The organism is Amycolatopsis alba DSM 44262 (assembly GCF_000384215.1).
Taxonomy (GTDB): Bacteria; Actinomycetota; Actinomycetes; order Mycobacteriales; family Pseudonocardiaceae; genus Amycolatopsis; species Amycolatopsis alba.
The window spans coordinates 4,798,335-4,823,044 of sequence record NZ_KB913032.1; the positions used below are offsets into that span (position 1 = coordinate 4,798,335).

Sequence of the window (24,710 nt, forward strand, 5' to 3'; positions counted from 1 at the left end):
GTCACCAGCCCGGCGGATGCTGCGGAGGCCGGCCGGGGTACTGCTGCGGCGGGTACTGCCCCGGAGGACCGCCCTGCGGATACTGCGGCGGATACGGCTGCTGGGGCGGGTACTGGGGTGGGTACGGCGGCGGCTTCGGCTTGTTGAGGGTCTTGATCATGAAGTAGATCCCGAACCCCAAGCCCGTGAGCACGACCAGGATGACCACCAGCTGAATGATCCCGATAACGGCATACCCCCTTCGTTCGTCCCCGCGGAGGGTAGATCAGCCCAGTGCCGCGTCGATGATCGCCTTGGCTTCGTCGCGGTCGAGACCCAGTTTCCTGATCAACGCGGCGTAGTCGGCGGCTGCCTGCCTCGCCCGTTCGCGGGTTTCGTCGCCGACGGCGCTGACGAACGTCCCAGCCCGGCCGCGAGTCTCGATCAGGCCGGCTTCTTCGAGTTCGCGGTAGGCCTTGGCGACGGTGTTCGGCGCGATGCCAAGGTCCTCGGCGAGCTTCCGCACGGTCGGGAGTTTCGCCCCGACGGGCAGCGTGCCGTCGTTGATCCGCGCCGCGTAGGCGGTGCGGACCTGCTCGAAGGGCGGGACCGGGGAGTTCTGGTCGACGCGGACCATGCGATCGGCTCCTACTGGCGGGGCGGCATGACCTGGGTGCGGTCGGCGCCGGAGACGACCTGGGTGGCGTCACCCGTGCCGCCGGGCACCACCTGCGTCCGGTCACCGCCCGCGGGCGAGACGACCTGGGTGCGGTCGGCACCGGCGTCCGCCTGCTGCTGCGGGGAGACGACCTGGGTGCGGTCGGCGCTGCCGTCGACCGGCGGTCCGGCCTGCGGAGGCGGCGGCGGGAAACCGGGTGCGGGCATCGGGGGCTGGGACATCGGCGGCTGTGCCATGCCGGGCGCGCCGAAGGGGCCGGAAGCGCCGGGCGGCGGCGGGAAACCGGCCGGAGCCGGGGCCGGGGGCGGCGGGAAGCCGGGCGCCTGGCCGAAACCGGGCTGAGGCGGCGGCGGGAAACCGGGCTGCTGCTGCCAGTTGCCCTGCGGGGCGGGACCACCGGTGGGCGGGGGAGGCGGCGGGAAACCAGGCGCCGGGCCGCCACCGCCGAAGTTCGGGTTCTGCGGGAAGGTCATCGGCGGCTTCTTCGCCTGGTTGACCTTCACGATGATCACCACGATCACGATGATGATAATGATGATCGCCAAGATCAGCAGGAACCAGCCGAAGCCGTCACCGTCCCCGCTGCTGTGGACCCGGACCCGGTCCAGGTATGGCGTCAGCGTCGTCAACATCATTCCCCCTTAAACGTCAGGCGACACCTTAACCGTCCGACGCCGCGGGCAGTGCGGCTTCCACCAGTTCGGCGAGATCTTCCGATCCTTTCGGCAGGGAATTCACCGGCCACCACTGAAGATCGTCCGATTCGTCACTTTGGACCGGTTGTGCGCCCCGTGGTGCGCGCACCACGAAACGCACGTCGAAATGCCGGGTCGGCACGCCGAGCGAGCAGGTGATCGGGTGGACGTCGAGATGCACCGGAACCGGATCGATCACCAGGTCCTCGATGCCGGATTCCTCCCGTGCCTCGCGAAGGGCGGCGTCGGCGAGTGTCGCGTCGCCCGGTTCGCAATGCCCGCCGAGCTGCAACCAGCGGCCGACTCGCGGATGCAAGGTGAGCAGCACGTTCTCCGCGTCGGCGTCGAGAAGGACGGCCGACGCGGTGATGTGCCCGGCCGCGCATTCGCGGCGGCAGACGTCTTCGCGGGCGGCCAGGAAGCCGAGATAGGCCTGGCGCAAGGATTCCTGAGCGGCGCCCGCCGGTCGCCAACCGGACAAAGTGGACACAACGTCGTCGTGCAGGGTCACAGTTCGAGAAGTCCTTCACCGGGTTCGACGGGGCCGCGCGCGGGCGGCAGGGCGGCGGGATGGCCGATCGCGACCGCGCCGAGCGGCTCCCAGCGCGCGTCCAGGCCGAGGACCTCGCGCACGAGGTCCGCGGCGAAGATCGTCGACCCGATCCAGCACGAGCCGAGGTCTTCGGCGGCGAGCGCGACCAGCAGACCCTGCACCGCCGCGCCACCGGCGACGGTGAACATCGTGTGCTCGCAAGCGTTCCGGCGGTCGTCGCGGTAGGTGTGCGCGCCCTCGGCGACGAGGAACGGCACCACGACTTCTGGCGCGTTGTACAGGATGTCGCCGCGGCTGAGCCGTTTCGCGACCTGCTCGGCGGTGAAGTCGTCGCCTTCGAGATCGGCCTGCCATGACGCCTTCATCGCGTCGAGAAGCTTGTGGCGCAAGCCTTCCTCGCGCAGCCACACGAACCGGACCGGCTTCGTGTGATGCGGCGCGGGCGCGGTCAGCGCCGTCCCGACGGCGCGGCGCAGCACCTCGGGATCGACCGGTTCGTCGGTGAACGACCGGATCGAACGCCGCGCGAGGACGGCCTCCCGGCGGCCCTGCGCGATGGATTCGTTGGTACCGAGCCGGAAAAGGTCCTCTTCGACCGGGCGGATGAGCTTGCGGGCCGTCGAACCGTCATCGGTCGGCTGAAGGCCGCGGACCACGGCGACCGGTGTCCCGCCGAGTTTGCCCTTGACCAGATCCGCCGCGGCGGCGAGTTCGTCGGCGATCGCCACCTCGGTGACCGCGAGTTCGTTGCCCTGGCTGTCGACCTCACCCGCGTACGAATGCAGCACCCGCAGGCCGGACGCGCCGATCGCGGCGTCGGTCTGCCCGACCCGCCACGCGCGGCCCATGGTGTCGGTGACCACGACGGCGACCTCGACCCCCAGCCGTTCCCGCAGCCCGTTCCGCAGCGCGAGCGCGGAGGCGTCCGGATCCGATGGCAGCAGCGCGACCTCGCCGGAGGCCACGTTCGAGGCGTCCACCCCGGAAGCGGCCTGCACGATGCCGAGCCGGTTCTCGGTGATCACCGTCCGGTTGATCCGCGCGATCACGCGGACGGACTCCTCTTCGACGAGCTTGCGCCGGGCGGCGTCGCGCTCTTCGGGGTCGGTCGGGACCCGGATGAGCATGCCCTCGGTCTTGGAGACGATCTTGCTCGTGACGACCAGGACGTCGCCCGAGCGCAGCCACGGCGCCGCCGTGACGATCGCGCCGGTCAGGTCGTCGCCAGGCCGGAACTCAGGGAGGCCGTCGACCGGCAGGATCTCGATCTTCGCGGAAGCGTGATCAGTCAACGGAAACTCCCACGAGATCGAAAGCGGCGCGCACCATCGCCTCGGTCGCGTCCACATCGGACATCAGCAAGGGGACGTCGCGGACGGCGACACCCGGTACGTCGACGGTTTCGCCCTCGGCGACCAGCCAGCCGTCGAGCACGCCTTCCGGGGAGTCCTTGCGGGAGCCGTAATGCCGTCCGACGGCCTCGGCCGAGGTCTCCACGCCGATCGCGCTCAGGCACGCGTCGGCCATCCCGCGCAGCGCCTTCCCGCCGATGATCGGCGAGACACCGACGACCTTGGCACGCGTCTTCCGCAGCGCGTCACGGATTCCGGGGACACCGAGGGTCGTACCCACCGAGACCACCGGATTCGACGGCGCGAACAGCACGATGTCGGCGCCCGCGATCGCGTCGAGCACGCCCGGCGCCGGTTTGGCCTCGTCGGCGCCGACGGCGATGATCGAATGCGCCTTCGGCTCGGCGCGGTAGCGCACCCACCACTCCTGGAAGTGGATCGCCTTGCGCTGGTCCTGGTCTTCCGGATCGTCGATCACGACATGCGTCTCGACGCGGTCGTCCGACATCGGCAGCAACCGCACTCCCGGCTGCCAGCGTTCGCACAGCGCTTCGGTGACCTGCGAGAGCGGATAACCCGCGCGCAGCATCCGCGAACGGATCAGATGCGTCGCGATGTCCTTGTCGCCCAAGCCGAACCAGGTCGGCTCGGCGCCGTACTCGGCGAGTTCCTCCTTGACGGTCCAGGTCTCGCCGGAGTGACCCCAGCCGCGCTCCTTGTCGATCCCCCCGCCGAGGGTGTACATGCAGGTGTCCAGGTCCGGGCAGATGCGCAGACCGTGCATCCACACGTCGTCCCCGGTGTTCACCAGCGCGGTCACCTCATGCGGCGATTCCGGCGAGGAACCGGTCGCGGGCAGACCCAGTGCTTGCTTGACCCCCAGCAGGAAGCGGGCCCCGCCCACTCCGCCGACCAAAATGACGACCTTCACGACGGGCGATCCTCGCACGCGCCGGGGCCGGGGGCCCAGTAGCGGTACCTGTGGTGCTCCGTACAGCCCAGGTTCTCGTACAGCTTCAGCGCGCCGGAGTTCGCCACCGCGACCTGCAGCACGACCCCGGTGGCGCCCTGAGCGGCCGCCCAGCCGCCCGCCGCGGTCATCAGCCCGCGTGCCAGCCCCCGCCGCCGGAACTCCGCCCGGACCTCCAGCCTGCCGATGTGCAGCCACTCGCCGACGATTGCGCCGCGCACCGCCCCGGCCGTGACGCCGTCCAGCTCCACGACGCCGAAACCGACCTTGCCAGTGCCGAGGACATGCCGTGGCGCCTCCGCCGGCTCCTCGGCACCGGTGGTCATTTCCCACCATCCGGACGTCGGTTCGTCGAGAATCACCGCTCCCGCCGAAGTCCCGCGGGTAAGCGGCCCGGTCAGCACCGAAACCTCGTGCGCGGGCCGGTGTTCCACATACTGGACCCAGCCGTGCGCGGCGATCGCGTCTTCGGCAGACGTGTTCTGGATCACCTGAACGACCGGCGGGATGGCATGATGGTGGGCGAAGTCACAGACCGCCCGCAGGGCGTCTGGCAGCGGTTTTCCGGGGTCACCGATCGCCAGCGCGCTGTTCGCGCGGGCGGTGAACCCGTCCGCCCAGCGCAGCCTCCAGTCGCCGATCCGGCGCTCCAGCAGGGGCGTCCAGGCCTGGCTACAGGTGAGCTCGAGCAATTCCGCACTGTTCACGGTTAGATTGTGCCAAGGAAGGCAGTGGAGGGACCCCGATGAGCATCGCGCGCAAGGACGACAGGCACAACGAAGACCTGGTCCGCGAAATCTCTGACGGCTTCAACCGGGCATTGGGCACGGAAAAGGCCGTCGAAGAGAAGGAAACGGAAGCGGCGAAGCCCGCCGCGCCGAAGTTCGTCATCACTGGGGACAGCAGGGCCACTCCGCCGCCACGCCGGAAGGACCGCTGAAAGCCCATACCCGGAGTACGGATAAGGGTGGCCTAAGCGGGCCTGTCGCGCCCGTGGGCGCGTAATGTCCGTTGCAGACTGGTGAAGCAGAGATAAGCAGGAGTACGCAGTGACCTACGTGATCGCCGAGCCCTGCGTCGACGTGCTCGACAAGGCGTGTATCGACGAGTGCCCCGTGGATTGCATCTACGAGGGTGACCGCATGCTGTACATCCACCCGGACGAATGCGTCGACTGCGGTGCCTGCGAGCCGGTCTGCCCCGTCGAGGCGATCTACTACGAGGACGACGTCCCCGACGAGTGGAACCCGTACACCAAGGCGAACGTCGACTTCTTCGACGAGCTCGGCTCGCCCGGTGGCGCCTCCAAGGTCGGCAAGACCAGCCACGACCCCGCCTTCATCAAGGCTCTTCCCCCGCAGGGCGAATGAGCCGGGTCGCTCTTCCTGATTTCCCCTGGGACTCCCTCGCCGGAGCCAAGGCGAAAGCCCAGGCACACCCCGGCGGCATCGTCGACCTGTCGATCGGCACGCCGGTGGACCCGGTCCCGGAGAGTATCCGCGCGGCGCTCGCGTCCGTGTCGGAGATCCCCGGCTACCCGACCACGCACGGGATCCCCGAGCTGAGGGCCGCCGCGATCGAAGCCCTTTCGCGGCGGCACGGCATCGAAGGCGTTCCCGAAGCGGCCGTGCTGCCGACGATCGGTTCGAAGGAACTGGTCGCCTCATTGCCGCGGCAGCTGGGGTTCGGCCCTGGTGACCTCGTCGTCATCCCCGAGGTGGCGTACCCGACCTACGAGGTCGGCGTGCTGCTGGCGGGTGCTTCCCTGCTGCGCGCGGACAGCACTTTCGCGCTCGGCCCGCAGAAGCCGTCGATGCTGTGGCTGAACTCGCCGTCCAATCCGACCGGGCGCGTCCTCGGTGTGGACCACCTGCGCAAGGTCGTCGAGTGGGCGCGGGAACGCGATGTCGTCGTGGTCTCCGACGAGTGTTACCTGGCGCTGGGCTGGGAAAGCGAGCCCGTGTCGATCCTGCACCCGTCGGTGCACGGCGGCTCCCTCGACGGCCTGCTGGCCGTCCACTCGCTGTCGAAGTCAGCGAACCTCGCCAGCTACCGCGCCGGGTTCGTCACCGGTGACCCGAAGCTCGTCGCCGGGCTGCTGGAGATCCGCAAGCACTCCGGGCTGATCGTGCCGCGGCCGGTGCAGGAGGCCATGGTCGCCGCGCTGAAGGACGACGAAGCCCTTGCCGTGCAACGGGAACGCTACGCGAGCCGTCGGCTGGTGCTGCGGAAGGCGCTGCTGGACAGCGGTTTCGAGATCTCGCACTCCGAGGCGGGGCTGTATCTCTGGTCGACGCGCGGGGAGTCCGCGCTCGACACGGTCGACTGGCTGGCCGGCCGCGGCATCCTCGCCGCTCCGGGCACGTTCTACGGGCCGACCGGCGGGAACCACGTCCGGATCGCCCTGACGGCGACGGACGAGCGGATCGACGCCGCGGTGGAGCGGCTCACCGCCTAGGGCGGCCGGGGTGGTCGTGAGCGGCAATCGGGGTTGGCAGCGTTGCGAAAGTGGCTTTCGCAACATCTGAAGCCATGGGCCCCTTCAGTCCACGTCGCGACCGGTGAAACCCCGGTAGATGAACCGCGTCAGCGCGTCGATGGCCTCCTCTTCGGAGACCGTCGACGGGTCGACCAGCCACGTATGCGCGAAACCGTTGACCAGCTCGGCCATCATCGCGAGCGTGAGCCGTTCCGAGGCCGGGAGCTCCATCCCCGCCGCGGTGATGTACCCGAGGTGGCCGAGGATGTCGGCCGCCTGATCGGCGCCGAAGCGCGCGTAGGTGCGCGCGAAGTCGTCGCTGACCATCGCGGCCTGGCGCAGCGCGAGCATCGTCGCGGCGTTGTCGCGGTGGAAGTTCCAGTACTCGCGGACGTGCCAGCGCACCGCGTCCGGGTCGGTGAAGTCGGCTTTGTGCTCCGGCAGGGCGGCGTTGACGTCGCTCGCCGCCGCGAGGTCCGCGAGGAGTGCTTCGAGTAGCTCTTCCTTGCCCGCGAAGTGGTTGTAGAACGATCCCGCCGCGCGTCCGGCCTCGGCCGTGATGTCGGTGATCTTGGTGTTCAGGTACCCCTTCGCCGCGAAAACGCGCTTCGCCGCGTCCTTGAGCGCGGCCTCGGTCTCCGCCGCCTTCTCCTTGCGGCTCGTCGCCGTCATCGGCACCTCCTTGACACGGAAGGCTAGCAACGATCATAGTGAATACAGATTCACTGAATCAAAATTCACTGGAGGGTGAGATGACCGGGGTTTTGATCGCGGGGGCGGGGCCGACCGGGCTCACGCTGGCCATCGACCTGGCGCGCCGAGGCGTCGGCGTGCGGATCGTGGAGAAGGCCGAGACGTTCTTCGAGGGCTCGCGCGGCGACGGCCTCCAGCCGCGCACGCTGGAGGTCTTCGAGGACCTCGGCGTACTGGACGCGGTGCTGGCCGCCGGTCAGCCGCCGGTGCCGATGAAGATCCACCTGGGCGGCGAGGTCGTCGGCGAGCGGATGATGGCCGAGCTCGCCGAGCCGACGCCGGACGTGCCTTATCCGAACGGCTTCTTCCTCGGTCAGTCGCGGACCGAGGGGATCCTGCGCGACCGGCTCGCCGGCTTCGGCGTCAAGGTCGAGCTCGGCACTCCGCTGCTCGGCTTCGAGCAGGACGCCGACGGCGTGACGGCCGAGCTGCCGGGCGAGCGGATCCGGGTCGATTACCTCGTCGGCGCGGACGGCGGGAAGAGCTTCGTGCGCAAGGCGCTCGGGATCGCGTTCGAGGGCACCACCGACGAATCGATCCGCATGCTGCTGGGCGACGTCCAGGCGGAGGGACTCGATCGCGCGTACGGGCACTGGTTCGCGAAGCCCGAAAACCCCATGTCAGGGATCGGGCTCACACCGTTGCCGGGGGTGCCGCACTTCCAGTTCGGCGCGCCGCTGGGGGAGGAAGAGGTCGAGGCGTCGCTGGTCACGCTGCAGTCCCGGCTCGACGAGCTGTCCGGCGGCGGGATCCGGCTGCACGATCTCACCTGGTCGACGGTGTGGCGGCCCAACATCAGGCTCGCCGCGCGGTTCCGGGACGGCCGTGTGTTCCTCGCGGGCGACGCGGCGCACGTCCACCCGCCGACCGGTGGGCAGGGGCTCAACACCGGCGTCCAGGATGCGTACAACCTGGGGTGGAAGCTCGCCGACGGTTCGCCGGAGCTGCTCGACAGCTACGAGTCCGAGCGTCGTGGGGTCGCCGCGCGGGTGCTGAAGATCAGCACGGAGATCCTGGAGAAGTACAAAGAGGGCGCGGACGACGCGCACGAGCGCGGCGAGAACACGCGTCAGCTCGACATCGGCTACCGCGGCGGTCCGCTCGCGCCCGAGACGACCGGCCGGATCCGGCCGGGTGACCGCGCCCCGGACGCGCCGCTGAAGGACGCGAACGGCAAATCCGTCCGGCTGTTCGAACTGCTGCGCGGCCCGAAGCCGACGGTGCTGGTGTTCGGTGACGGTCCGGCTCCCGAAGGCGCGCGGCGGATCCTGCCCGCGGGCAGCGCACTGTCCGAAGTGGACTTCGAGGACGTCGGAGGGCACGCCTTCGCCGCCTACGATGCCGGGAACGGGCGGCAGGTGTCGATCCGCCCGGACGGCTACATCCGCGGGCTCACCGCCTGAGCGGCCGCGTCGACCTCCGCCCAGACGTCGCGCCACACGGCACGGACCTCGGCGCGGCGCAGCAGCTCCTTCTCCGCGACCCTGCCCGCGATGAAGGCGACCTCGGGGTCGACAGAGGTCACGACGCCACGCATGCGGTCCGCGGCGACGCAGGCGTCCTGATGGTCCCCGAGGACGGTCTGGAAGTTCTTCGTGGCCTTGATCAGCTGCTGGATCCGTTCCGCCTGCTTCTTCTTCGCGGCGGGCTTGGCCATCTCGGCGGCGTAGCGGAGTTTCTTGCCGTAGATGCGAAGCGCGTGAAGGTCGTCATCCGGGGGATCGGAGGGAAGCGCCTTCACCGCCTTCGCGAGCTTTCGATGCGGCTTCGTCAGCCCGGCGACGAGGTCCGCCGAGGTGGGGGCGGCCTCGGACGTGGGCTTTTCGGCGGCGGGCTGCCGGGCCAGGCGGCCGATGTCCTGCAGCATCGAGGAATACCGGGGGCTGGCGAGCGCGCGGGTGAGCCGCCGCTTCGCGACCCCGCGTTCGGTGACGAACTTCGAGACCAGACTGCGCGCGGCGGGCTGGTCGCGCACCTCGAACTCGGCGACGACCTCGCGGAGATGCCCGATCAGGACGTCGTAGTCGCGGACGTCGCCGAGGGACTGGCCGAGCCAGCCGAGTTCGGCGCGGACGGGTTCGGCTTCGGGGCCGACGAGACGGCCCGAGAGTTTGAGGACGCTGCGCATCCGGCGCAGCGCGACCCGCATCTGATGCAGATCCTCGGGGTCGGCGCCGGATTTGGTGCCGGGCTCGTGCGCGAGGAGCGCACGGATCTCGACGTCGAGCTTGACCCGGACATGGGTGGCCGCCGGATCGTCCGGCCCGGCTTTCGCGGGGCGGTCGCCGAGCCCGAGCGCGGCCGGAGTGGTCGAAGGGACGTTCTTACGCGGCAGGGTCTCGGCTGTCACAAGATGAATTCTAAGTGAACAGGCAAGGTCGTCCAGGCCCTGAGAGAAGCAAGGGACCTTTGCTGTCACTCTCCCTCGGAGGGCGACAGCAAAGGTCCCTTGCTGTCTTTTCGCAGGTCGGGTGCCCTAGCCGAGAATGTCGCGAAAGCCACTTTCGGGACATCAGACGTCGCGAAAGTGGCTTTCGCGACACCCGCCAGGCTCGAGTGATAGCAAAGGTCCCCTGCTGTCTTTTCGCAGGTCAGTTGGCGTGCAGGGCCGCGTTCAGCTCGATACCGACACCGGTGCGCGCGACGACCTCGACGGCGCCGGTCCCGGAGTTCCGCCGGAAGACCGCGCCCGAGATGCCGGACAGCTCCAGCGCCTTCACGACCTTGCCCTCGAAGGTGACCTTCGTGCCGGCCGTGACGTAGAGACCCGCTTCGACGACCGAGTCGTCGCCGAGCGAGATGCCGACGCCGCCGTTCGCGCCGATCAGGCAGCGCTCGCCGAGCGAGATGGTCTCCTTGCCGCCGCCGGACAGCGTGCCCATGATCGACGCGCCGCCGCCGACGTCGGAGCCGTCGCCGACCACGACGCCCGCCGAGATCCGGCCTTCGACCATGGAGGCGCCGAGCGTGCCGGCGTTGAAGTTGACGAAGCCCTCGTGCATGACGGTGGTGCCGTTGGCCAGGTGCGCGCCGAGGCGGGCGCGGTCGGCGTCGGCGATGCGGACGCCGGCGGGCACGACGTAGTCCACCATCCGCGGGAACTTGTCCACGCTGTAGACGGTGACGTTGCCGCGCGCCCGCAGCCGCAGCCGGGTCGCTTCGAAGCCCTCGACGGGGCACGGCCCGTGGTTGGTCCACACGACGTTCGCCAGCAGGCCGAAGATGCCGTCGAGGTTCGCGCCGTGCGGTCGGACCAGTCGGTGCGACAGCAGGTGAAGGCGCAGGTAGACGTCGTGCGTGTCGCCGGGGGCGTCGGCGAGGCGGGCGATGGTCGTGCGGACCGCGACGACCTCGACACCGCGGTCGGTGTCCGGGCCGAGCTGGGCGGCGGCCGCCTCGCCGAGGGCCTCGGTGGCCTCTTCGGCGGTCAGCCGCACCGTGCCGGGCTCGCTGCCGGCGCCATCGGTCAGCTTGGGCAGCGGGAACCAGGTGTCCAGCACCGTGCCGTCGGTCGTGACGGTGGCCAGTCCGACGCCGGTGGCGCCGGTCGTTTCGGGATCAGGGGTCTGCTCGCTCACGTCTAGAACGGTAACCCAGTGATCCGCGTCAACCGCCGACGAGGCTCTTCACGCTGGTCAGCGCCGACGCCATGTCGCCGAGCGCCTGGCCGCACGGGCCGCCGGGGGCCGCCTGGTCCTGGCAGTTCGTGGTGCGGAAGACGGAGATCGGGCGTTCGAGCGCGTCGATGTTCGCCGCCAGATCCGGGCGGCGCTTGCGGACGCTGCCCGCGGCGCTGGAGAGTTCGGTGACGTACTTCTGGCAGCCCTTGGGCGATTCGGTCCCCGGCGCCAGGTAGCACTGGTCGGTGCTCAGCGCCTTGAGCTTGATCGGCAGCACGTCCGGCCCCTCGCTGCGCGTGGGTTTCACGGTGACCGGGACCTCGTTCGCTCCACAGCCACCGAGTACCAGGAGGAGGGCGAGCAGGATCGCTTTGGTGCGCACGCCTTCACGGTAGCCCCGAGGCCGCGCCGGTACGGTGCGGGCATGCCTTCGCTCGATCTGCACGCGGACCCCGTCGACCTCACCGCCGCGCTGGTGGACATCTTCAGCGTTTCGGAGGAGGAGAAGGTGATCGCGGACACCGTGCAAGCCGCTTTGGAAGCACAGGCCCCGCATCTCGAGGTGATCCGAAACGGCGACGCGGTCCTCGCCAGGACGAATCTCGGCCGTCCCTCGCGGGTGATGCTGGCGGGGCATCTCGACACCGTTCCGGTGAACGAGAACCTGCCCGTGCGCCGTGAGGGGACCGGTGACGACGAGATCCTGCACGGCCTGGGCACCGTCGACATGAAGAGCGGCGACGCTGTCTTCCTGCACCTCGCCGCCGCTCTCCGCGAGCCGAGGCACGACATCACCTTCGTGTTCTACGACTGCGAAGAGATCGAAGCGACGAAGAACGGCCTCGGTCGCATCGAGCGCGAGTTGCCCGAATGGCTGCAGGCCGACCTCGCGATCCTCGGTGAGCCTTCGAACGGCGGGATCGAGGGCGGTTGCCAGGGCACGATGCGGATCGAGATCCGCGTCGAGGGCGTGCGGGCGCACACCGCGCGCGGCTGGATGGGCGTCAACGCCATCCACGGTCTCGCCGAACCACTGCGCAGGCTGGCCGAGTACGCGCCGCGCGTGGTCGACATCGACGGCCTGACCTACCGCGAAGGCCTGCAGGCCACGAAGATCGGCGGCGGTGTCGCGGGCAATGTCGTGCCGGACGAGGCCGTGCTCACGATCAACCACCGCTTCGCGCCCGACAGGAGTGCCGAGCAAGCCGAGGCGCACCTTCGCGAGGTCTTCGCGGGTTATGACGTCAAGGTTGTCGACTTGTCGCCAGGAGCCTTGCCTGGGCTGAGCGCCCCTGCGGCGGCCGAGCTGGTCGCCGCGGCCGGCGGCAAGGCGGTCGCGAAGCTGGGCTGGACCGACGTCGCGCGCTTCGCGGCTCTCGGCATTCCGGCGGTGAACTTCGGGCCCGGCGATCCGACGCTGGCGCACACGCGGCAGGAGAACGTGCGCGCGGGCGAGATCCGGCAGGTCGCCGCGGTGCTGCGCGAGTTCCTCAGCTAGCCAGGGCGAGCAGTTCGTCGAGCACCCGCTCCGGCCCTCCGTAGGTGAGGTGCGCGATGGCGAACATGGGCGCGACCACCCGGCTCCAGGTGTACAGCCTGTCCCCGTCGAGCCCGCACGCGTCCGCCACCAGCCGACAACGGGCCTCGACTCCTTCGTGCCCGGCGCCGGACACCACGTAGTCGACGGCGTCGAAGCACGGATCGCCCACGCACGCCTTCGGGTCGATCGCGATCAGGCCGCGTGCCTCGCCGCCGTCCAGGACGTTGCCGAGGTGGAGATCGCCGTGGAGTAGCACGACCGTGGCCTGGGTGTCCAGCAGCGACTCGCAGCGTTGGATCGCCCGCCGCCAGGTGTCCTGGCCGATCCGGGCGCCGATGACCGGATCGGCCAGCCGCTTGCCGATCCGCTCGAAGGACTCCTCGAACCGGCCGCGCAGCGTCCACGGCCAGTCCGCGGGCGGAGGTACGGCGTGCAGTGCGGTGAGCAGCTCTCCCCAGCGCCCAGGCAGGGACACCGACGGCAGCTTCTCGGCCTCGGTGCCCGGCAGGATCTCCTCCAGCACCATGGCACCGGCGTCCGCGTCGGCGGCCAGTACGGCGGGCACCCGGCCCGTCGGCGCGAACACCCGCAGCATCTCGATCTGCTTGGTCAGCAGGGCCCCGTCCGGGCTGAGTTTGAGCACCGCCGGTGTCCCGTCGGACCAATGGCAGCGCAGGACGACGGACGACGCCCCGCTGTCGAACAACTCGCCGAGCACGAAACCCCAACGTGAGGCCAGCCGTGCGGCGAGGGCAGGGACGCCGGCCAGCCACCCTTCGGCGTCGGATCCGAATCGGCTCACCAGCCGGGTGTTGATGTCTTCCAAGTCCACTTCGGTCACTTCGGGACGTCCTCCTCCGCGCCGAGCAGAAGCAGGCCTCGCCGCAGCAGGTCTGCGGCTTCTTCGGAGCGCCCCTGATCGCGTAGCAATTCTCCCGCCTTGTCGACTGAAGCGGCCAACACCCCGCGAGCATCGCGAAGGGCGGCGACATCGATGGCGTGTGCGAAGCCCGCTTCGGCTGCTTCGAGGTCTCCACGAGCCAGGGCCAGTGAGCCCTGCTGGAACTCGAGTGACGCGGAGAGCGGCGAGTCCGCGGGGATAGCTTCGGCCGCTTCGGTGAGCAGTGAGGCAGCGTCGTCGAGACGACCGAGTTCGCGGCAGACGTCGGCCAGTTCCAAGGTGACGGCGTGATCGGGCGCGGCCGCGCGTGACGAGCGAAGGTCCGCGAGAGCGCCTTCGAGGTCGTCGGCACGCCGGACCAGTGCCCGCGCGAACAGGCAACGGGCGAGGACCGGCCGCAGCGCGCGTTCGTGGAGCAGGTCGTGCAGGACCGATACGGCGGCGACGGCGTCGCTCACCCGTCCTGCGGCGAGATACGCCTCGGCCAGGCGACGCTGGTTCCCGGCGAGTTCGGCCAGGATCTCCTCGCCGCCGCGAATCAGCCGAAGCGCTTCGCCCGCGTGATGGGCGGCCTGGACGGTCTCGCCGAGGCGGAGGTGCCCGTCGGCGAGGTACGCGTGCAGGGTCAGCAGGAGCACCGGATGCGGATGACCGTCGAGGCTCGCGTCGAGCGCGGTCCGGAGCAGATGCATCGCGTGATGCGGCTCCCCTCGGCCGATCAGGACGTTCGCCCGCAGCGCGGCGGCCAGTTCGCGGTACGGCGGGATGTCGTCGCCGAGAGCGGTTTCGGCGGCTGCCACCAATCGCGACCGGGAGTCTCCCTCGGTGAACCGTGCGAGCCACAGCCAGGCGAGGCCTGCCTGGCGGCCGCGGCCGATCCCTTCCGCCCGCCGCGCCAGCCGCCGCATCTTCGGCGCCGGGCCGTTCCCCGCCAGGAAGTCCGACGCGGCCGCCGCGATGTCCAGATCGAGCCGGACGTCGTCGCGGGGCGACGTCACGCCGAGCAGTTCGCCGGTGTCCACCCCGAGCCGCGCGGCGAAGTGGCGCAACGCGTCACCGGACGGCGTCCGCGCTCCCGTCTCGACGGACGAAACATACGCGGCGGTGTAGTGCGGCTCGGCGAGTTCGCGCTGGGTGAGGCCGCGTTCGGCACGCAGCCGCCGCAGCCGTCCGCCGACCTCCTCGCCCATGACCGAGAACGATACGGGCGAACGCGCCGAAAGGTTGCGCGCGCGGTCCCACAACTTCTCCCTGCCCAGGGTCGTATCCCTGGATGTGACAGATGATTTCCGGGAGGGCCGATGACCGTGCGCCGAGCCCTGGCCATCGCCGCGTGCGCACTGGTGGTGGCCGGTTGCGAAGCTCACTCGGTCGCCCCTCCAGCGGTGACACCGATACCGGTGATCGCCGCGCCGACATCCCTTCCGACGCCTTCACCGAAGCCCGTGCTGGCGCCGCCGTCCGCCGAAATCACCTTCCCGCAGGCGGGATCCGGCCAGTGGAACCTTCCACCCGGCGAAGGCCCGGTCGCCGGGCAAGCCGGAAAGCTGATGCGGTACCGCGTCGCCGTCGAAGCGGACATCACCGGCGTGAACCCGGACGGTTTCGCGACGGCCGTCGAGTCCACTTTGAGCGATCCGCGCGGCTGGACCGGCGGCGGGCGATGGATGCTGCAACGCGTCGGCCCGGACGGCCCGGTCGATTTCACGCTCTACCTCGCCACCCCGAAGACGCGCGACGTGCTGTGCGGCAGGCCGGACGGCTACACCTCGTGCCGCAACGGGACCAGCGTCGTGCTCAACGTCGCGCGCTGGGCGAACGGCGTCCCCGGTTACGGCGCGGCCTTGACGGTCTATCGCCAGTACATGGTCACGCACGAGGTCGGGCACCGGCTCGGGCGCGGTCACGAGAAATGCCCCGTGCCGGGCGCGCTCGCGCCGGTGATGCAGCAGCAGACGCTGGGCCTGCACGACTGCGCCCCGAATCCGTGGCCCTATCCGGACGGGACGCAGTATTCGGGTCCCTCGGGGGAGTACGCCGATCCGATCCCGTCCTGACCACTCACGACCAGCCCTGCCGACGGTCCAAGCGCGCGCCCCGCTGGTCGCGTTGCGAAAGCCACTTTCGCAACCTTCAACGTTGCGAAAGTGGCTTTCGCAACGCACCCTCCCGCCAGACCGCACTGGAACCCAGGGGATCGCGGGTCTCGTGAGTGGTAAGGCCGGTGGGAACCAGCCTTACCACTCACGAGCGGTCAGCGGCCCTGGAGAGACCGCACGTTGTTCCCGAACGTCCAGCTCCGCGAACCGTCCCAGTTGATCGACCAGGTCATCAGGCCCTTGAGCCCCGGAATGCTGCGGTACGCCTGGGAAACCAGGCCCGGAGACATGTAGCCGCCACCGGCACCGGCCTGCGCGGGCAGACCTGGGGCCTGCTTGTCGTAGGGGACGCGGATGGTCGTGCCCTGGATCACCAGGCCCTTGTCGAGACACTCGGTCTGCTTGACGAAGCCCTGAACCGTCCCGGCCTGGTACGAATCGCCGGAGCAGCCGTACATGCTTCCGTTGTAGTACTGCATGTTCAGCCACCACAGCCTGCCGTTGTCCGCGTACTTCTTGATGACCGGCAGGTACGCGCCCCAGATCGAGCCGTAGACGACGCTGCCGCCGGTGACGTACGCGGTCTCGGGCGCCATGGTGAGCCCGAAGTTCGACGGCATCGCGGCGAGCACGCCGTCGATGATGCGGATGAGGTTCTTCTGCGACGCGGAAAGCGTGTTGATGTTCCCGCCGCCGGTGAGGCCCGTTTCGATGTCGATGTCGATCCCGTCGAAGTTGTACTTCTTCAGGATCGGCACGATGGTCGCGACGAACTTGTCGGCCACGGTGGACGAATTGAGGTCGATTCCCGCGGTGGCGCCGCCGATCGACATCAGGATCGTCTGGCCCGCGTCCTTCGCGGCGCACATTTCGGACGGGGTCGCGACCTTCACAGTCGCGTCCATCCCATCCTCCCATTTGGCCGTTCCGTCGGACAGGATGACCGGAAAGGCCGCGTTGATCACGTTGTATCCGTTGGCCTTGATGCGGGCGTCGGTGATCGGGATCCAGCCGAGCGGCGGATGGACGCCGTTCGAAGCGCCGTCCCAGTTCTCCCAGTAGCCTTGCAGAATTTTCCCGGCGGGCTTCGATTTGACCGCGCAGACGTCGGCGTCCGTCGAGGCTTGCGCCGGGGTCAGGACGACGAGTGTGGTGACGGCGAGTACCGCCGCGCCGGTGATTGCGAGCAGCCGTGAGACGCGACCGAACATACCCAGCTCCCATCTCGAAAGCGATTGTGAACGAACAGGAAGCGGCCGTTCGGCTCAACATAGGTCGCGGTGCCCGGCTCCCGCTACCGACGATCGGGTGGTCTAGACCAGATATCGAAAGGTTGTCCGGAAATCGTTCCTACGCACGAGGGCCATCTCACGAGGCCGGGTGTCCTCGTGAGATGGCCCTCGCCATTCGGATGGATCAGACGGTGATGGTCCAGCTGTCGAGCGTGCCGGTGTCACCGGAGTAGGCGTCGTAGATCACGAGCGTCCAAGTGCCGGAAGCGGCTTTGTTGGTCACCGGGACCGAGTAGTTCCGGGTGCCGAGCTCGGTGCAGGGCAGGGAGCCGGTGGCCTTGACCGAATACGTGGTGCCGTCGGGGGCCTTCAGGCTGATCCGGAGGTCCTCGGAGCAGGTGTGCGTACCGGTGATCGACACCTTGACCGGTGAAGTCGCCGTTCCCGTCGCGGTGGACGTGATCGGGCTGTTCACCGTGCCGTAGTCGTTGATCGGGTAGTCGGTGCCGTTGGTGAACGTGCGCACGCTGACGTTGCCGACGGTCAGGGTGTACTGCGCCGTGCGGTCCACCGAGGTCCCGTCACCGGTCACCGTGATCGTGCTCGTGCCGTTGGGCGTGTCCGCCGACGTCTGGATGGTGAGCGTCGAGGAGGCGCCGGACTGCACCGAAGCCGGGTTGAACGTCGCGGTCGCCCCGGCGGGAAGACCGCTGGCGCTCAGCGCGACCGTCTGTGCCGCACCGGAAGTCGTCGTGGTGTTGACCGTGACGGTCGCCGACTGTCCAGGTTGGACGGTGCCGGACGACGGGGAGAGACCGAGCGAGAAGTCGGGCCCCGTCGGGGTGGTGACGGCGAGCTTCCAGAGCGCGTAACCGATCGCGTCGCTGTTCTTCTCCAGCGGGGTGTCCGGGATGTTGGACGTCGTGTCGCAGGCGCGGTGGTAGCAGTTGTCGAACGCCGCGCCCGCGGTGCCGCCCCATTTCGCCCGCTGCGCGGAGCTCTTGATGTCCCCGGCGCCGGTCGCGAGTCCGCCGACCGGGATGCCCGCGGCCTTGAACGACGCGTGGTCCGACCGGCCGTCGCCTTCGGAGTCCCCTTCGGTCTGGATGCCGATCGAGGTGAAGTACTCGTCGAACACCGCCTTGACCGAAGCGACGTCGTCATAGACGAAGTAACCCCAGTTGCTGGAGCCGATCATGTCGAAGTTCAAGTAGGTCTTGATCTTCGTGCGCTCGGCCTGCGGCAGGTTGTTGACGTAGAACTTGGAACCGCGCAGGCCGGACTCCTCGTCGGCCCACCAGCCGAAGCGGACCCGCTTGGCCAGCGTGGGGTTCTCGCGGGCCAGCGTCAGCGCGACTTCGAGGATCGACGCCGAACCCGAGCCGTTGTCGTTGATGCCGGGGCCGGCGCTCACGCTGTCGAGGTGCGCGCCGAGCATGATGACCTGGCTGGCGTCACCCTGCGGCCATTCCGCGATGATGTTCTGGCTCGAACCCGCGCAGCTGGTGCAGCTCTGCAGCGTGACGTTGTAGCCGGCGTCGCGCAGCTTCTGCGACACATAGGACACCGACGCCGTGTAGCCCGACCGTCCGGCGGCCCGGTTGCCGCCGTTCTGGTTGGCGATGGTCTGCAACGCGTTCAGATGTGTCTTGATGTTGGCGAGCGAGATGTCCGGCGCGGCGTTGGCGGTCGTGACCGCCTGCGCCGGCGTCACGACGACACCGAGTACGGCGGCCATGCCGACGACGGCCGCTCCTATTCGCTTTCCCCACTTCATGCCGGGGTTTTCCTTCCTGGAGGGATTTGCGTGAAGGACTCCTTCCCCCGGCGGGACCGGGGGAAGGAGTCCTTTCACACGCGAGGGCGAGCTAGACGGTGATCGACCAGCTGCTGAGCGTGCCGGTGTCGCCGGAGTAGGCGTCGTAGACCACGAGGGTCCAGGTGCCTGCCGCGACCTCGTTGGTCACCGGGACCGAGTAGTTCCGGGTGCCCAGCTCGGTGCAGGGCAGGGAACCGGTGGCCTTGACCGAGTACGAGCTGCCGTCCGGGGCCTTCAGGCTGATGCGAAGGTCCTCGGAGCAGGTGTGCGTACCGGTGATCGTCACCTTGACCGGAGACACGGCGTTGCCGGTCGCGGTCGAGGTGACCGGGCTGTTCACCGTGCCGTAGTCGTTGATCGGGTAGTCGGTGTCGTTGGTGAACGTCCGCACGTTGCCGCCGGTGCCGACGGTCAGCGTGTACTGCGCGGTGTGGGCGCCACTGGTCCCGGTACCGGTCACCGTGACGGTGCTGGTGCCGTCAGGGGTGCTCGTCGACGTCGCGATGGTGAGCGTCGAGGAGGCACCGGACTGGACCGACGCCGGGTTGAACGTCGCGGTCGCCCCGGCGGGGAGGCCGCTGGCGGTCAGCGCCACGGTCTGCGCCGCACCGTTGACGGTCGCGGTGTTCACCGTGACGGTGGCCGACTCGCCAGCCTTGACCGAACCCGAAGCGGGGGTGACACCGACCGAGAAGTCGGGGCCCTGCGGGGTGCACGAGCCCGGCTCACCGGTCGCCGCGGTGACGCTGATGGCGTCCCACGCCGCCTTGGTGGTGTTGAACTCGGTGCAGGAGTTCGGGTACAGCGCGAGCGCTGCTTCCAGGGTCGCCTTGCGGGCGGCCTTGTGGTTCCAGCTGGAGGTCTTCTTCAGCAGGCCGTTGTAGAAGATCTTCGCGGCCTTCTGGATGCCCAGACCGGTGATCGAGGTGTTGTTGCACGTCGGGCTGGCAGGCTTGCCAGCCGGCGCGGTGCCCTCGGCGAGCAGGTAGAACCAGTGGTTCTGCGGGCCCGCGGCGGCGTGCACCTCGGTGCTCGGGATGGACGACGAGTAGCAGTTCGGGTTACCCGAGATCTTGCTCGGCTGGTACATGTAGCGGATCGGGCCCTGGCCGACCAGGTTCACGCCCTCGCCGACCTCGTAGTCCGGGGTGTCCTTGGCGTTGTTGGCGTAGTGCTCGGTGATGGCGCCGAAGATGTCACCGGTGGACTCGTTCAGCCCGCCGTTCTCGTTGCCGCTGCCCGCGCCACCCGGCGTGGTCTGGAAGATGGCGTGGCCGAACTCGTGCGCGACGACGTCCATCGAAGTGGCCTGGCGCTGGTTGTCCTGCGAGTGACCGAAGGTGGTCGAGGAACCGTCCCAGTAGGCGTTGACCTGGTTGAGGCCGACGGAAGCGGGGAAACCGCCGCCGCTGCCGTTGATCCCGTTGCGGCCGAGCCATTCGCCCAGCATCTTCCACTCGGTCTGGACGCCGAAGAGCGTGTCGACACAGGCGGTTTCCAGGTTGGTGCCGGAACCGTTGCCCCAGTTGTCGTCGGGACCGGAGTAGATCGCGCCGTTCTGCGGCTTGCAGCTGATGTTGGGGCGCTGCGGGTCGCGCATGGAGTAGGTGCCGCCGGAGTTCGTCGTGTCGATGGTGACGTTGCCGACGTAGTAGCTGTTCCCGGCGCCCAGCGTGCTGACGTCGCCCGACGTGGTCTTCGTGGCGGTCGGGATGTTCGACATCTTGACGTCGTCACGGGTGTCGAGGACCGCGCCGGTGACGCCGTCCACGAAGACGTGCAGGTTGCTCGGCGCTGCCGCCTTGGTGCCCTTGACGACGACCTCGTAGGCGAGCTTGGGGGAGTTCCCGGCCAGCACGACGAGCTGCGGCGCGACGACACTGTCTACTTTGGACAGCTGACCACGGGCGACCTCGGCCGCCTTCGCCGAGGTGATCTTGGCCTTGGTGTCGACCGAGATCGCCGCGGTCTCCGCGGAGCTGGTGCCGTGGACGCGCCCGGCGCCATCGGCGACCACCACCGCGTCCCCGCCGACAACCGGCAGGCCACGGTAGGTTCGTTCGTAAGCGGCGTAGAAGAGTCCTCCGCCACCAGGTGTCATCCCGACGCGGCGGAAGCCCTCCTGGGCACCCTTCCGCAAGTGGTCTACACCAGCCGCGGCTGCCTGGTCGGCCGCGTTCGCGGCCACCGAGTCGGGGCTCGCGGGTTGGACGGTGGCGGTGGTCGCGTTCGCCGGGATCGCCGGGAACGTCATGCTCAGGGCAAGGCCGGCGATTGCCGCCAACCCTGTTCTGAGCCCTCGCTGAACGGTCATGGGAACCTTCCATGGGCAGGACCGTGAACCCGGCATGGCCATTGGCGCGGCGGGGAATTCGACCGGATCGGGAGCACGGCGGGGGACGGGGAAGCGTGTCCATTCAGATAACTGGAGTTATCTCGATGGACACGTTCGAAGTAAAGGAGCTGCTCACAGGAAGCGTCAATGGGCCGGATGGCCTAGCGGCGCGGGCGAAGATCATTCCGCGAAGAGTAAAATCCCTGTGTAGTAAGGATTTTCCCACCGGTCGCGATATATGGCGACTTTCGTATGGTTTTCAGTCCGACGGCCCGGAATCGGACATAGCGGCCGCGCGTACGCCGCGGCGATAGGCGTCCGACGCTTCTTCGATTAATCCGCGAGCACGCAACGTGTCGCCCAAATGCAGAGAGGTGGCGACGAGCGCACCGAGCAATTCGGACTCTTCCTGTGCGGTGGCGGCTTCTTCGAGCAGCGTCGTCGCCTTGGGCAGATCGCCGCGGGCGCGGGCGATGAGTCCCAGCAAGCGGAGAACCTCGGCCCTGGCTTCGATGTCGGGGGATCGATCCAGAAGCGGGCGGATCCCCTCGGCGAGTTCGGCGGCCTCGTCGAGTGCCCCTTGGCGGCGGCGGACGTCGGCGAGTTCGATGGTCGCGCCGAGCACACCTTCGGCCGAACCGGCTTTGGCCAGCAGATCGCGGGCGAGCTGTAACTCGGCGCGCGCGTCGTCGAGTTTGCCCAGTCGTCGCCACAGGAAGCCGCGCGCCCAGCGGCTCCGGGCGGCGTCACGGTCGTAGCCGATGGAGGTGAACAGCCGCAGTGCCCGCGAGAGATCCTTTTCCGCGCGGTCGACCAGGCCGATCGCCTGCCACAGTTGCGCGGCCTGCCGGTGGTACCGCGCGGAGATGTCCTTGCGGCGGGCGGAAACGAGAGCGCGGCGCCCTTCTTCGGCGGCCCGCCGGGCGCGGCGGAGCGCGCCCATTTCGATGAGCGGGTGGATCAACGCGGTCAGGAGCGCGAGTTCGGCGTCGGGATCGACGGGGCCGGCGGCGCGGAGCCCGGCGAGCGCGGTCTCGGCGAGTGTGACCGCCGCGCCCAGATCGCCCGACAGTGCCCGGCAGGCGGCGACGCGGTTGACGATCATCGCGCGCAACCGGGGCGACGCGGCGTCGGCGAGTTCCATCGCGTGGGCGAAACCCTTGTCCGCCAACGGGATGTCGTACCGTTGCCACTGGACTTCGCCGAGGTAGAACCGCGCGTGGCATTGGACTTCGGGCAGCCGGTACTCCGCCGCTCGTCGTTCGACGCGGGTGAATTCGCGTTCGGCGTCCTCCAAGCCGCCTTGCTGCAACTTGCGATATGCGGCTTCGAGGGCGCTGGTGAGTTCCTCGGCGGCGCCCGGTGGCCTGCCGAAGCGGAGTTCGTCCGCGGTCAGGCCGAGTCGTCCGGCCAGATGGGACACCACGTCGTCCGAGGGCAGGCGGCGGCCCGACTCGACCTTGGCGAGGAAGCCCCGGTCGTAGCGGGGCTCGGCGAGCTCACGCTGGGTCAGCCCGCGCGCCCGGCGCAGCCGCCGGACCCGCGCGCCGAGTGGTTCTGCCCCGGTCGGCTTGGACGGCACCAGTCAACGGTAGACGATTTCCCGGCGTTTTCCGGACAAGTGGGTGAGCGACGCGGCGGTTCCGGTGGGCGCCCCTCGGTGGGATACCTGCCAACCGTACCGCGGATCCGGTGATTTTCATCCGGCGAAACGGACATATTGACGGCACGGCCACCGGGGGCTAGCGTCTTGCGCACTAAAAAGGAAACTTTCTTAACTAATTACGAGCGGGGCGCCGATGATGGTGAGTTCCTGGTCCAGGGCGGTGGCCGCGGTTTCGGCACTGGTCCTCGGGGGTTTGACGGTTCCGGTGGTTTCGGCCGCGGCGGCGGTACGCGGGGAGGTCCGGGTCGACCAGGTCGGCTACGGCATCACCGAAACCAAGTACGCCTATCTGCTGTCCAGCGCGCCGGGGTCGTTCTCGGTGGTCGACGAACGCGGCCGGACCGTCCACCGTGGACGGACGGGTGCCTCGCTCGGCGCGTGGAGCGCGAAATATCCGGCGGTGTACCAGCTCGACCTGTCGAAGGTGTGGCTGCCGGGCAAGTACCGGATCGAGGTGAGCGGCGAGACCAAGGCGACTTCGCCGACGTTCCGGGTGGACACCAAGGACCGGCTCTTCACCCCGCTCGTCCGCGCCACCAACGAGTTCTTCCAGGCGCAGCGCGACGGTGACGACATCGTCCCCGGCCGTCTCGGCCGTAAGCCGTCCCACCTGGCCGACAAACAGGCCACGGTCTACGACTGGCCGGTGTTCGTGGGCGAGGGCGGCGACGAGATCGCCGAACCGCTGAAGCCGGTCGGCGGGCCGGTCGACGTCGAAGGCGGCTGGGTCGACGCGGGCGACTTCGTCAAGTTCACCTCGAACACCGCGTATTCGCTGGCGGAACTGGGATACGTGCTTCGCGAGGGTTACGACCCGGTGCTGGCCAAGGAGGTCAAGCTCGGCCTCGACTGGCTCGACAAGATGTGGGACGGGAAGAGCAAGACGCTCTACGCCCAGGTCGGGATCGGGACGGGCAGCGACAAGTTCGGCTTCCTCGGCGATCACGACGTCTGGCGGAACCCGCACGACGACGACGCGCTCGACGTGAAACCCGGTGACCCCAAGTACTTCGTCAAGCACCGGCCGGTCTTCCCGGCGAACCCCGGCGGTTCCGCGCTCAGCCCGAACCTCGCCGGTCGTGTCGCGGCCGCTTTCGCCCTCGGCGCGCAGGTCGAGGCGAAGCGGAACCCTTCGCTGGCAAGGAAGTATCTCGCCGAGGCCGCCTCGGTGTTCGCGCAGGCCAAGACCGAGAACGTCGGCGAACTGGTCACCGCGTTCCCGCACGCGTACTACCCGGAATCGTCCTGGCGGGACGACATGGAACTCGGCGCGACGCAGCTCGCCCTGGCGGGCAAGGCCTTGCGGGACCCGAGGGCGGGCGACTGGACGCGGCAGGCGGCGCACTGGGCGAAGGCGTACATCGACCTCGAAGAGAAGAGCACGCTCAACCTGTACGACACCAGCGCGCTGGCGCACGCCGAGCTGGCGAAACTCATGCGGCACGGTGTCCCCGGCGCCGCGCTCGGCCCGAAGGAACTGATCGGCGACCTCCGGCGTCAGCTCGACGAAGGTGTCGCGAGCGCGGCGAAGAGTCCTTTCCGGACTGCCGTCTCGGTCAAGGACTTCGATGCCGCCAGCAAGAGCTTCGGGTTCGCCGCGACCGAGCGGCTCTACGCGGACGTGACCGGAGACAGGCGGTACGCGGCGTTCGGCTCGCAGCAGCGGAACTTCACCCTCGGCGCGAACGCGTGGGGAGTCTCGCTGGTCGTCGGCGTCGGCACGACGTCGCCGAAGTGCCCGCACCACCAGGCGGCGAACCTCGCGGGTGAGGCGAAGGTGCTCTACGGCGCCGTCGTGAATGGACCGAACGGGGCGGAGCACTTCGCGGACCTGCCGTTCCCGGCCGGGGCGAAGGAATGCACGAAGCCGTTCGACGCCTTCGACACGACCGAGTCGCGCTACACCGACGACCTGGCCTCGTGGCCGAGCAACGAACCCGCCATCGACTTCACCTCGACGGCCATGCTCGCGTTCTCCCTGGCCGGACGTTCCTAGTCGTGATCGCGGGGCCCGCTCACGCGGCGGGCCCCGCGTTCG

Annotated in this window: 24 protein-coding genes; 7 read left to right on the forward strand and 17 right to left on the reverse strand. The window is 69.0% G+C overall.

What is annotated here, in order from left to right:
- Position 1: 1 nt before the first annotated feature.
- From AMYAL_RS0123070 to AMYAL_RS0123100, 7 genes are read right to left on the reverse strand one after another with little or no spacing between them, the layout of a single operon-like run.
- Complete coding sequence (locus AMYAL_RS0123070) at positions 2-208, reverse strand: hypothetical protein (protein WP_020633633.1); 207 nt, start codon at positions 206-208, stop codon at positions 2-4.
- 57 nt (positions 209-265) lie between these two features.
- The gene (locus AMYAL_RS0123075) at positions 266-616 is read right to left on the reverse strand and encodes a GntR family transcriptional regulator (RefSeq protein ID WP_020633634.1); all 351 of its coding nucleotides are present in this window, start codon (positions 614-616) and stop codon (positions 266-268) included.
- An 11-nt stretch (positions 617-627) separates the two neighbouring features.
- Positions 628-1,290, reverse strand: coding sequence for a hypothetical protein (locus AMYAL_RS0123080; protein WP_245192996.1), 663 nt, complete (start codon positions 1,288-1,290; stop codon positions 628-630).
- 28 nt (positions 1,291-1,318) lie between these two features.
- Entirely contained in the window at positions 1,319-1,864 is a 546-nt protein-coding gene (locus AMYAL_RS0123085) for an NUDIX hydrolase (RefSeq protein ID WP_020633636.1), read from the reverse strand.
- The gene (locus AMYAL_RS0123090; RefSeq protein WP_020633637.1) at positions 1,861-3,198 is read right to left on the reverse strand and encodes a coenzyme F420-0:L-glutamate ligase; all 1,338 of its coding nucleotides are present in this window, start codon (positions 3,196-3,198) and stop codon (positions 1,861-1,863) included. Before AMYAL_RS0123090 ends, AMYAL_RS0123085 begins: the two co-directional genes overlap by 4 nt.
- Entirely contained in the window at positions 3,191-4,189 is a 999-nt protein-coding gene (cofD, locus tag AMYAL_RS0123095; protein WP_020633638.1) for a 2-phospho-L-lactate transferase, read from the reverse strand. Before cofD ends, AMYAL_RS0123090 begins: the two co-directional genes overlap by 8 nt.
- The gene (locus AMYAL_RS0123100; RefSeq protein ID WP_020633639.1) at positions 4,186-4,920 is read right to left on the reverse strand and encodes a GNAT family N-acetyltransferase; all 735 of its coding nucleotides are present in this window, start codon (positions 4,918-4,920) and stop codon (positions 4,186-4,188) included. Before AMYAL_RS0123100 ends, cofD begins: the two co-directional genes overlap by 4 nt.
- 53 nt (positions 4,921-4,973) lie before the next feature.
- Here AMYAL_RS0123100 and AMYAL_RS0123105 point away from each other — a divergent pair, with 53 nt between their 5' ends.
- The 3 genes from AMYAL_RS0123105 to dapC all read left to right on the forward strand — a co-directional run bounded on the left by AMYAL_RS0123105 (position 4,974) and on the right by dapC (position 6,686).
- Entirely contained in the window at positions 4,974-5,168 is a 195-nt protein-coding gene (locus tag AMYAL_RS0123105) for a hypothetical protein (RefSeq protein ID WP_020633640.1), read from the forward strand.
- Positions 5,169-5,277: 109 nt separating this feature from the next.
- Entirely contained in the window at positions 5,278-5,598 is a 321-nt protein-coding gene (fdxA, locus tag AMYAL_RS0123110; protein ID WP_005155436.1) for a ferredoxin, read from the forward strand.
- A complete protein-coding gene (gene dapC, locus AMYAL_RS0123115) occupies positions 5,595-6,686 on the forward strand; it encodes a succinyldiaminopimelate transaminase (protein ID WP_020633641.1) in 1,092 nt (363 codons plus the stop codon). The genes fdxA and dapC overlap by 4 nt, the downstream gene beginning before the upstream one ends.
- An 84-nt stretch (positions 6,687-6,770) precedes the next feature.
- On the opposite strand, the gene AMYAL_RS0123120 is transcribed toward dapC, so the two are convergent.
- Positions 6,771-7,379, reverse strand: coding sequence for a TetR/AcrR family transcriptional regulator (locus AMYAL_RS0123120; RefSeq protein ID WP_020633642.1), 609 nt, complete (start codon positions 7,377-7,379; stop codon positions 6,771-6,773).
- An 80-nt stretch (positions 7,380-7,459) separates the two neighbouring features.
- On the opposite strand from AMYAL_RS0123120, the gene AMYAL_RS0123125 reads away from it, so the two are divergent.
- Positions 7,460-8,863: an FAD-dependent monooxygenase gene (locus tag AMYAL_RS0123125; protein ID WP_020633643.1), complete on the forward strand. Its 1,404-nt coding sequence runs from the start codon at positions 7,460-7,462 to the stop codon at positions 8,861-8,863.
- Here the strand turns inward: AMYAL_RS0123125 and AMYAL_RS0123130 are convergent.
- The 3 genes from AMYAL_RS0123130 to AMYAL_RS0123140 form a co-directional block, all read right to left on the reverse strand.
- Positions 8,839-9,810, reverse strand: a complete 972-nt coding sequence (locus AMYAL_RS0123130; RefSeq protein ID WP_020633644.1) for a CHAD domain-containing protein — start codon at positions 9,808-9,810, stop codon at positions 8,839-8,841. The genes AMYAL_RS0123125 and AMYAL_RS0123130 overlap by 25 nt on opposite strands.
- A gap of 241 nt (positions 9,811-10,051) precedes the next feature.
- On the reverse strand, positions 10,052-11,038 hold the full coding sequence (gene dapD, locus AMYAL_RS0123135) for a 2,3,4,5-tetrahydropyridine-2,6-dicarboxylate N-succinyltransferase (protein ID WP_020633645.1): 987 nt from the start codon (positions 11,036-11,038) through the stop codon (positions 10,052-10,054).
- Positions 11,039-11,066: 28 nt separating this feature from the next.
- Positions 11,067-11,462: a hypothetical protein gene (locus tag AMYAL_RS0123140; protein ID WP_020633646.1), complete on the reverse strand. Its 396-nt coding sequence runs from the start codon at positions 11,460-11,462 to the stop codon at positions 11,067-11,069.
- A 42-nt stretch (positions 11,463-11,504) separates the two neighbouring features.
- On the opposite strand from AMYAL_RS0123140, the gene dapE reads away from it, so the two are divergent.
- A complete protein-coding gene (gene dapE, locus AMYAL_RS0123145; protein WP_020633647.1) occupies positions 11,505-12,578 on the forward strand; it encodes a succinyl-diaminopimelate desuccinylase in 1,074 nt (357 codons plus the stop codon).
- Here dapE and AMYAL_RS0123150 read toward each other — a convergent pair.
- Both AMYAL_RS0123150 and AMYAL_RS0123155 read right to left on the reverse strand, forming a co-directional pair.
- Entirely contained in the window at positions 12,571-13,461 is an 891-nt protein-coding gene (locus tag AMYAL_RS0123150) for an aminoglycoside phosphotransferase family protein (RefSeq protein ID WP_020633648.1), read from the reverse strand. The two genes, dapE and AMYAL_RS0123150, sit on opposite strands and share 8 nt — an antisense overlap.
- Positions 13,458-14,711 carry a helix-turn-helix domain-containing protein gene (locus tag AMYAL_RS0123155; RefSeq protein WP_026467364.1) on the reverse strand — a complete coding sequence of 418 codons (1,254 nt, stop codon included), beginning with the start codon at positions 14,709-14,711 and terminating at the stop codon, positions 13,458-13,460. The genes AMYAL_RS0123150 and AMYAL_RS0123155 overlap by 4 nt, the downstream gene beginning before the upstream one ends.
- A gap of 111 nt (positions 14,712-14,822) precedes the next feature.
- Here AMYAL_RS0123155 and AMYAL_RS0123160 point away from each other — a divergent pair, with 111 nt between their 5' ends.
- Entirely contained in the window at positions 14,823-15,578 is a 756-nt protein-coding gene (locus tag AMYAL_RS0123160) for a DUF3152 domain-containing protein (protein WP_093976643.1), read from the forward strand.
- A 197-nt stretch (positions 15,579-15,775) separates the two neighbouring features.
- Here the strand turns inward: AMYAL_RS0123160 and AMYAL_RS0123165 are convergent, their stop codons facing one another.
- The 4 genes from AMYAL_RS0123165 to AMYAL_RS0123180 form a co-directional block, all read right to left on the reverse strand.
- Positions 15,776-16,831: a chitinase gene (locus AMYAL_RS0123165; RefSeq protein ID WP_020633652.1), complete on the reverse strand. Its 1,056-nt coding sequence runs from the start codon at positions 16,829-16,831 to the stop codon at positions 15,776-15,778.
- 205 nt (positions 16,832-17,036) lie between these two features.
- Positions 17,037-18,629, reverse strand: coding sequence for a M20/M25/M40 family metallo-hydrolase (locus AMYAL_RS0123170; protein WP_026467366.1), 1,593 nt, complete (start codon positions 18,627-18,629; stop codon positions 17,037-17,039).
- A 91-nt stretch (positions 18,630-18,720) separates the two neighbouring features.
- Complete coding sequence (locus tag AMYAL_RS0123175; protein WP_026467367.1) at positions 18,721-20,985, reverse strand: M4 family metallopeptidase; 2,265 nt, start codon at positions 20,983-20,985, stop codon at positions 18,721-18,723.
- A 280-nt stretch (positions 20,986-21,265) separates the two neighbouring features.
- Positions 21,266-22,588, reverse strand: a complete 1,323-nt coding sequence (locus AMYAL_RS0123180; RefSeq protein ID WP_020633653.1) for a helix-turn-helix domain-containing protein — start codon at positions 22,586-22,588, stop codon at positions 21,266-21,268.
- Between the two features lie 217 nt (positions 22,589-22,805).
- Here AMYAL_RS0123180 and AMYAL_RS0123185 point away from each other — a divergent pair, with 217 nt between their 5' ends.
- Positions 22,806-24,668 (forward strand): glycoside hydrolase family 9 protein, encoded by a 1,863-nt coding sequence (locus tag AMYAL_RS0123185; RefSeq protein ID WP_020633654.1) that lies wholly within the window; start codon positions 22,806-22,808, stop codon positions 24,666-24,668.
- Positions 24,669-24,710 lie beyond the last annotated feature (42 nt).

Coding starts and splice junctions, on each gene's coding strand:
- AMYAL_RS0123075 (WP_020633634.1), bottom strand. CDS start 616: ATGGTCCGCGTCGACCAGAACTCCCCGGTCCCGCCCTTCGAGCAGGTC.
- AMYAL_RS0123080 (WP_245192996.1), bottom strand. CDS start 1,290: ATGTTGACGACGCTGACGCCATACCTGGACCGGGTCCGGGTCCACAGC.
- AMYAL_RS0123105 (WP_020633640.1), top strand. CDS start 4,974: ATGAGCATCGCGCGCAAGGACGACAGGCACAACGAAGACCTGGTCCGC.
- dapC (WP_020633641.1), top strand. CDS start 5,595: ATGAGCCGGGTCGCTCTTCCTGATTTCCCCTGGGACTCCCTCGCCGGA.
- AMYAL_RS0123120 (WP_020633642.1), bottom strand. CDS start 7,379: ATGACGGCGACGAGCCGCAAGGAGAAGGCGGCGGAGACCGAGGCCGCG.
- AMYAL_RS0123125 (WP_020633643.1), top strand. CDS start 7,460: ATGACCGGGGTTTTGATCGCGGGGGCGGGGCCGACCGGGCTCACGCTG.
- dapE (WP_020633647.1), top strand. CDS start 11,505: ATGCCTTCGCTCGATCTGCACGCGGACCCCGTCGACCTCACCGCCGCG.
- AMYAL_RS0123155 (WP_026467364.1), bottom strand. CDS start 14,711: ATGGGCGAGGAGGTCGGCGGACGGCTGCGGCGGCTGCGTGCCGAACGC.
- AMYAL_RS0123160 (WP_093976643.1), top strand. CDS start 14,823: ATGACCGTGCGCCGAGCCCTGGCCATCGCCGCGTGCGCACTGGTGGTG.
- AMYAL_RS0123165 (WP_020633652.1), bottom strand. CDS start 16,831: ATGTTCGGTCGCGTCTCACGGCTGCTCGCAATCACCGGCGCGGCGGTA.
- AMYAL_RS0123170 (WP_026467366.1), bottom strand. CDS start 18,629: ATGAAGTGGGGAAAGCGAATAGGAGCGGCCGTCGTCGGCATGGCCGCC.
- AMYAL_RS0123175 (WP_026467367.1), bottom strand. CDS start 20,985: ATGACCGTTCAGCGAGGGCTCAGAACAGGGTTGGCGGCAATCGCCGGC.
- AMYAL_RS0123185 (WP_020633654.1), top strand. CDS start 22,806: ATGATGGTGAGTTCCTGGTCCAGGGCGGTGGCCGCGGTTTCGGCACTG.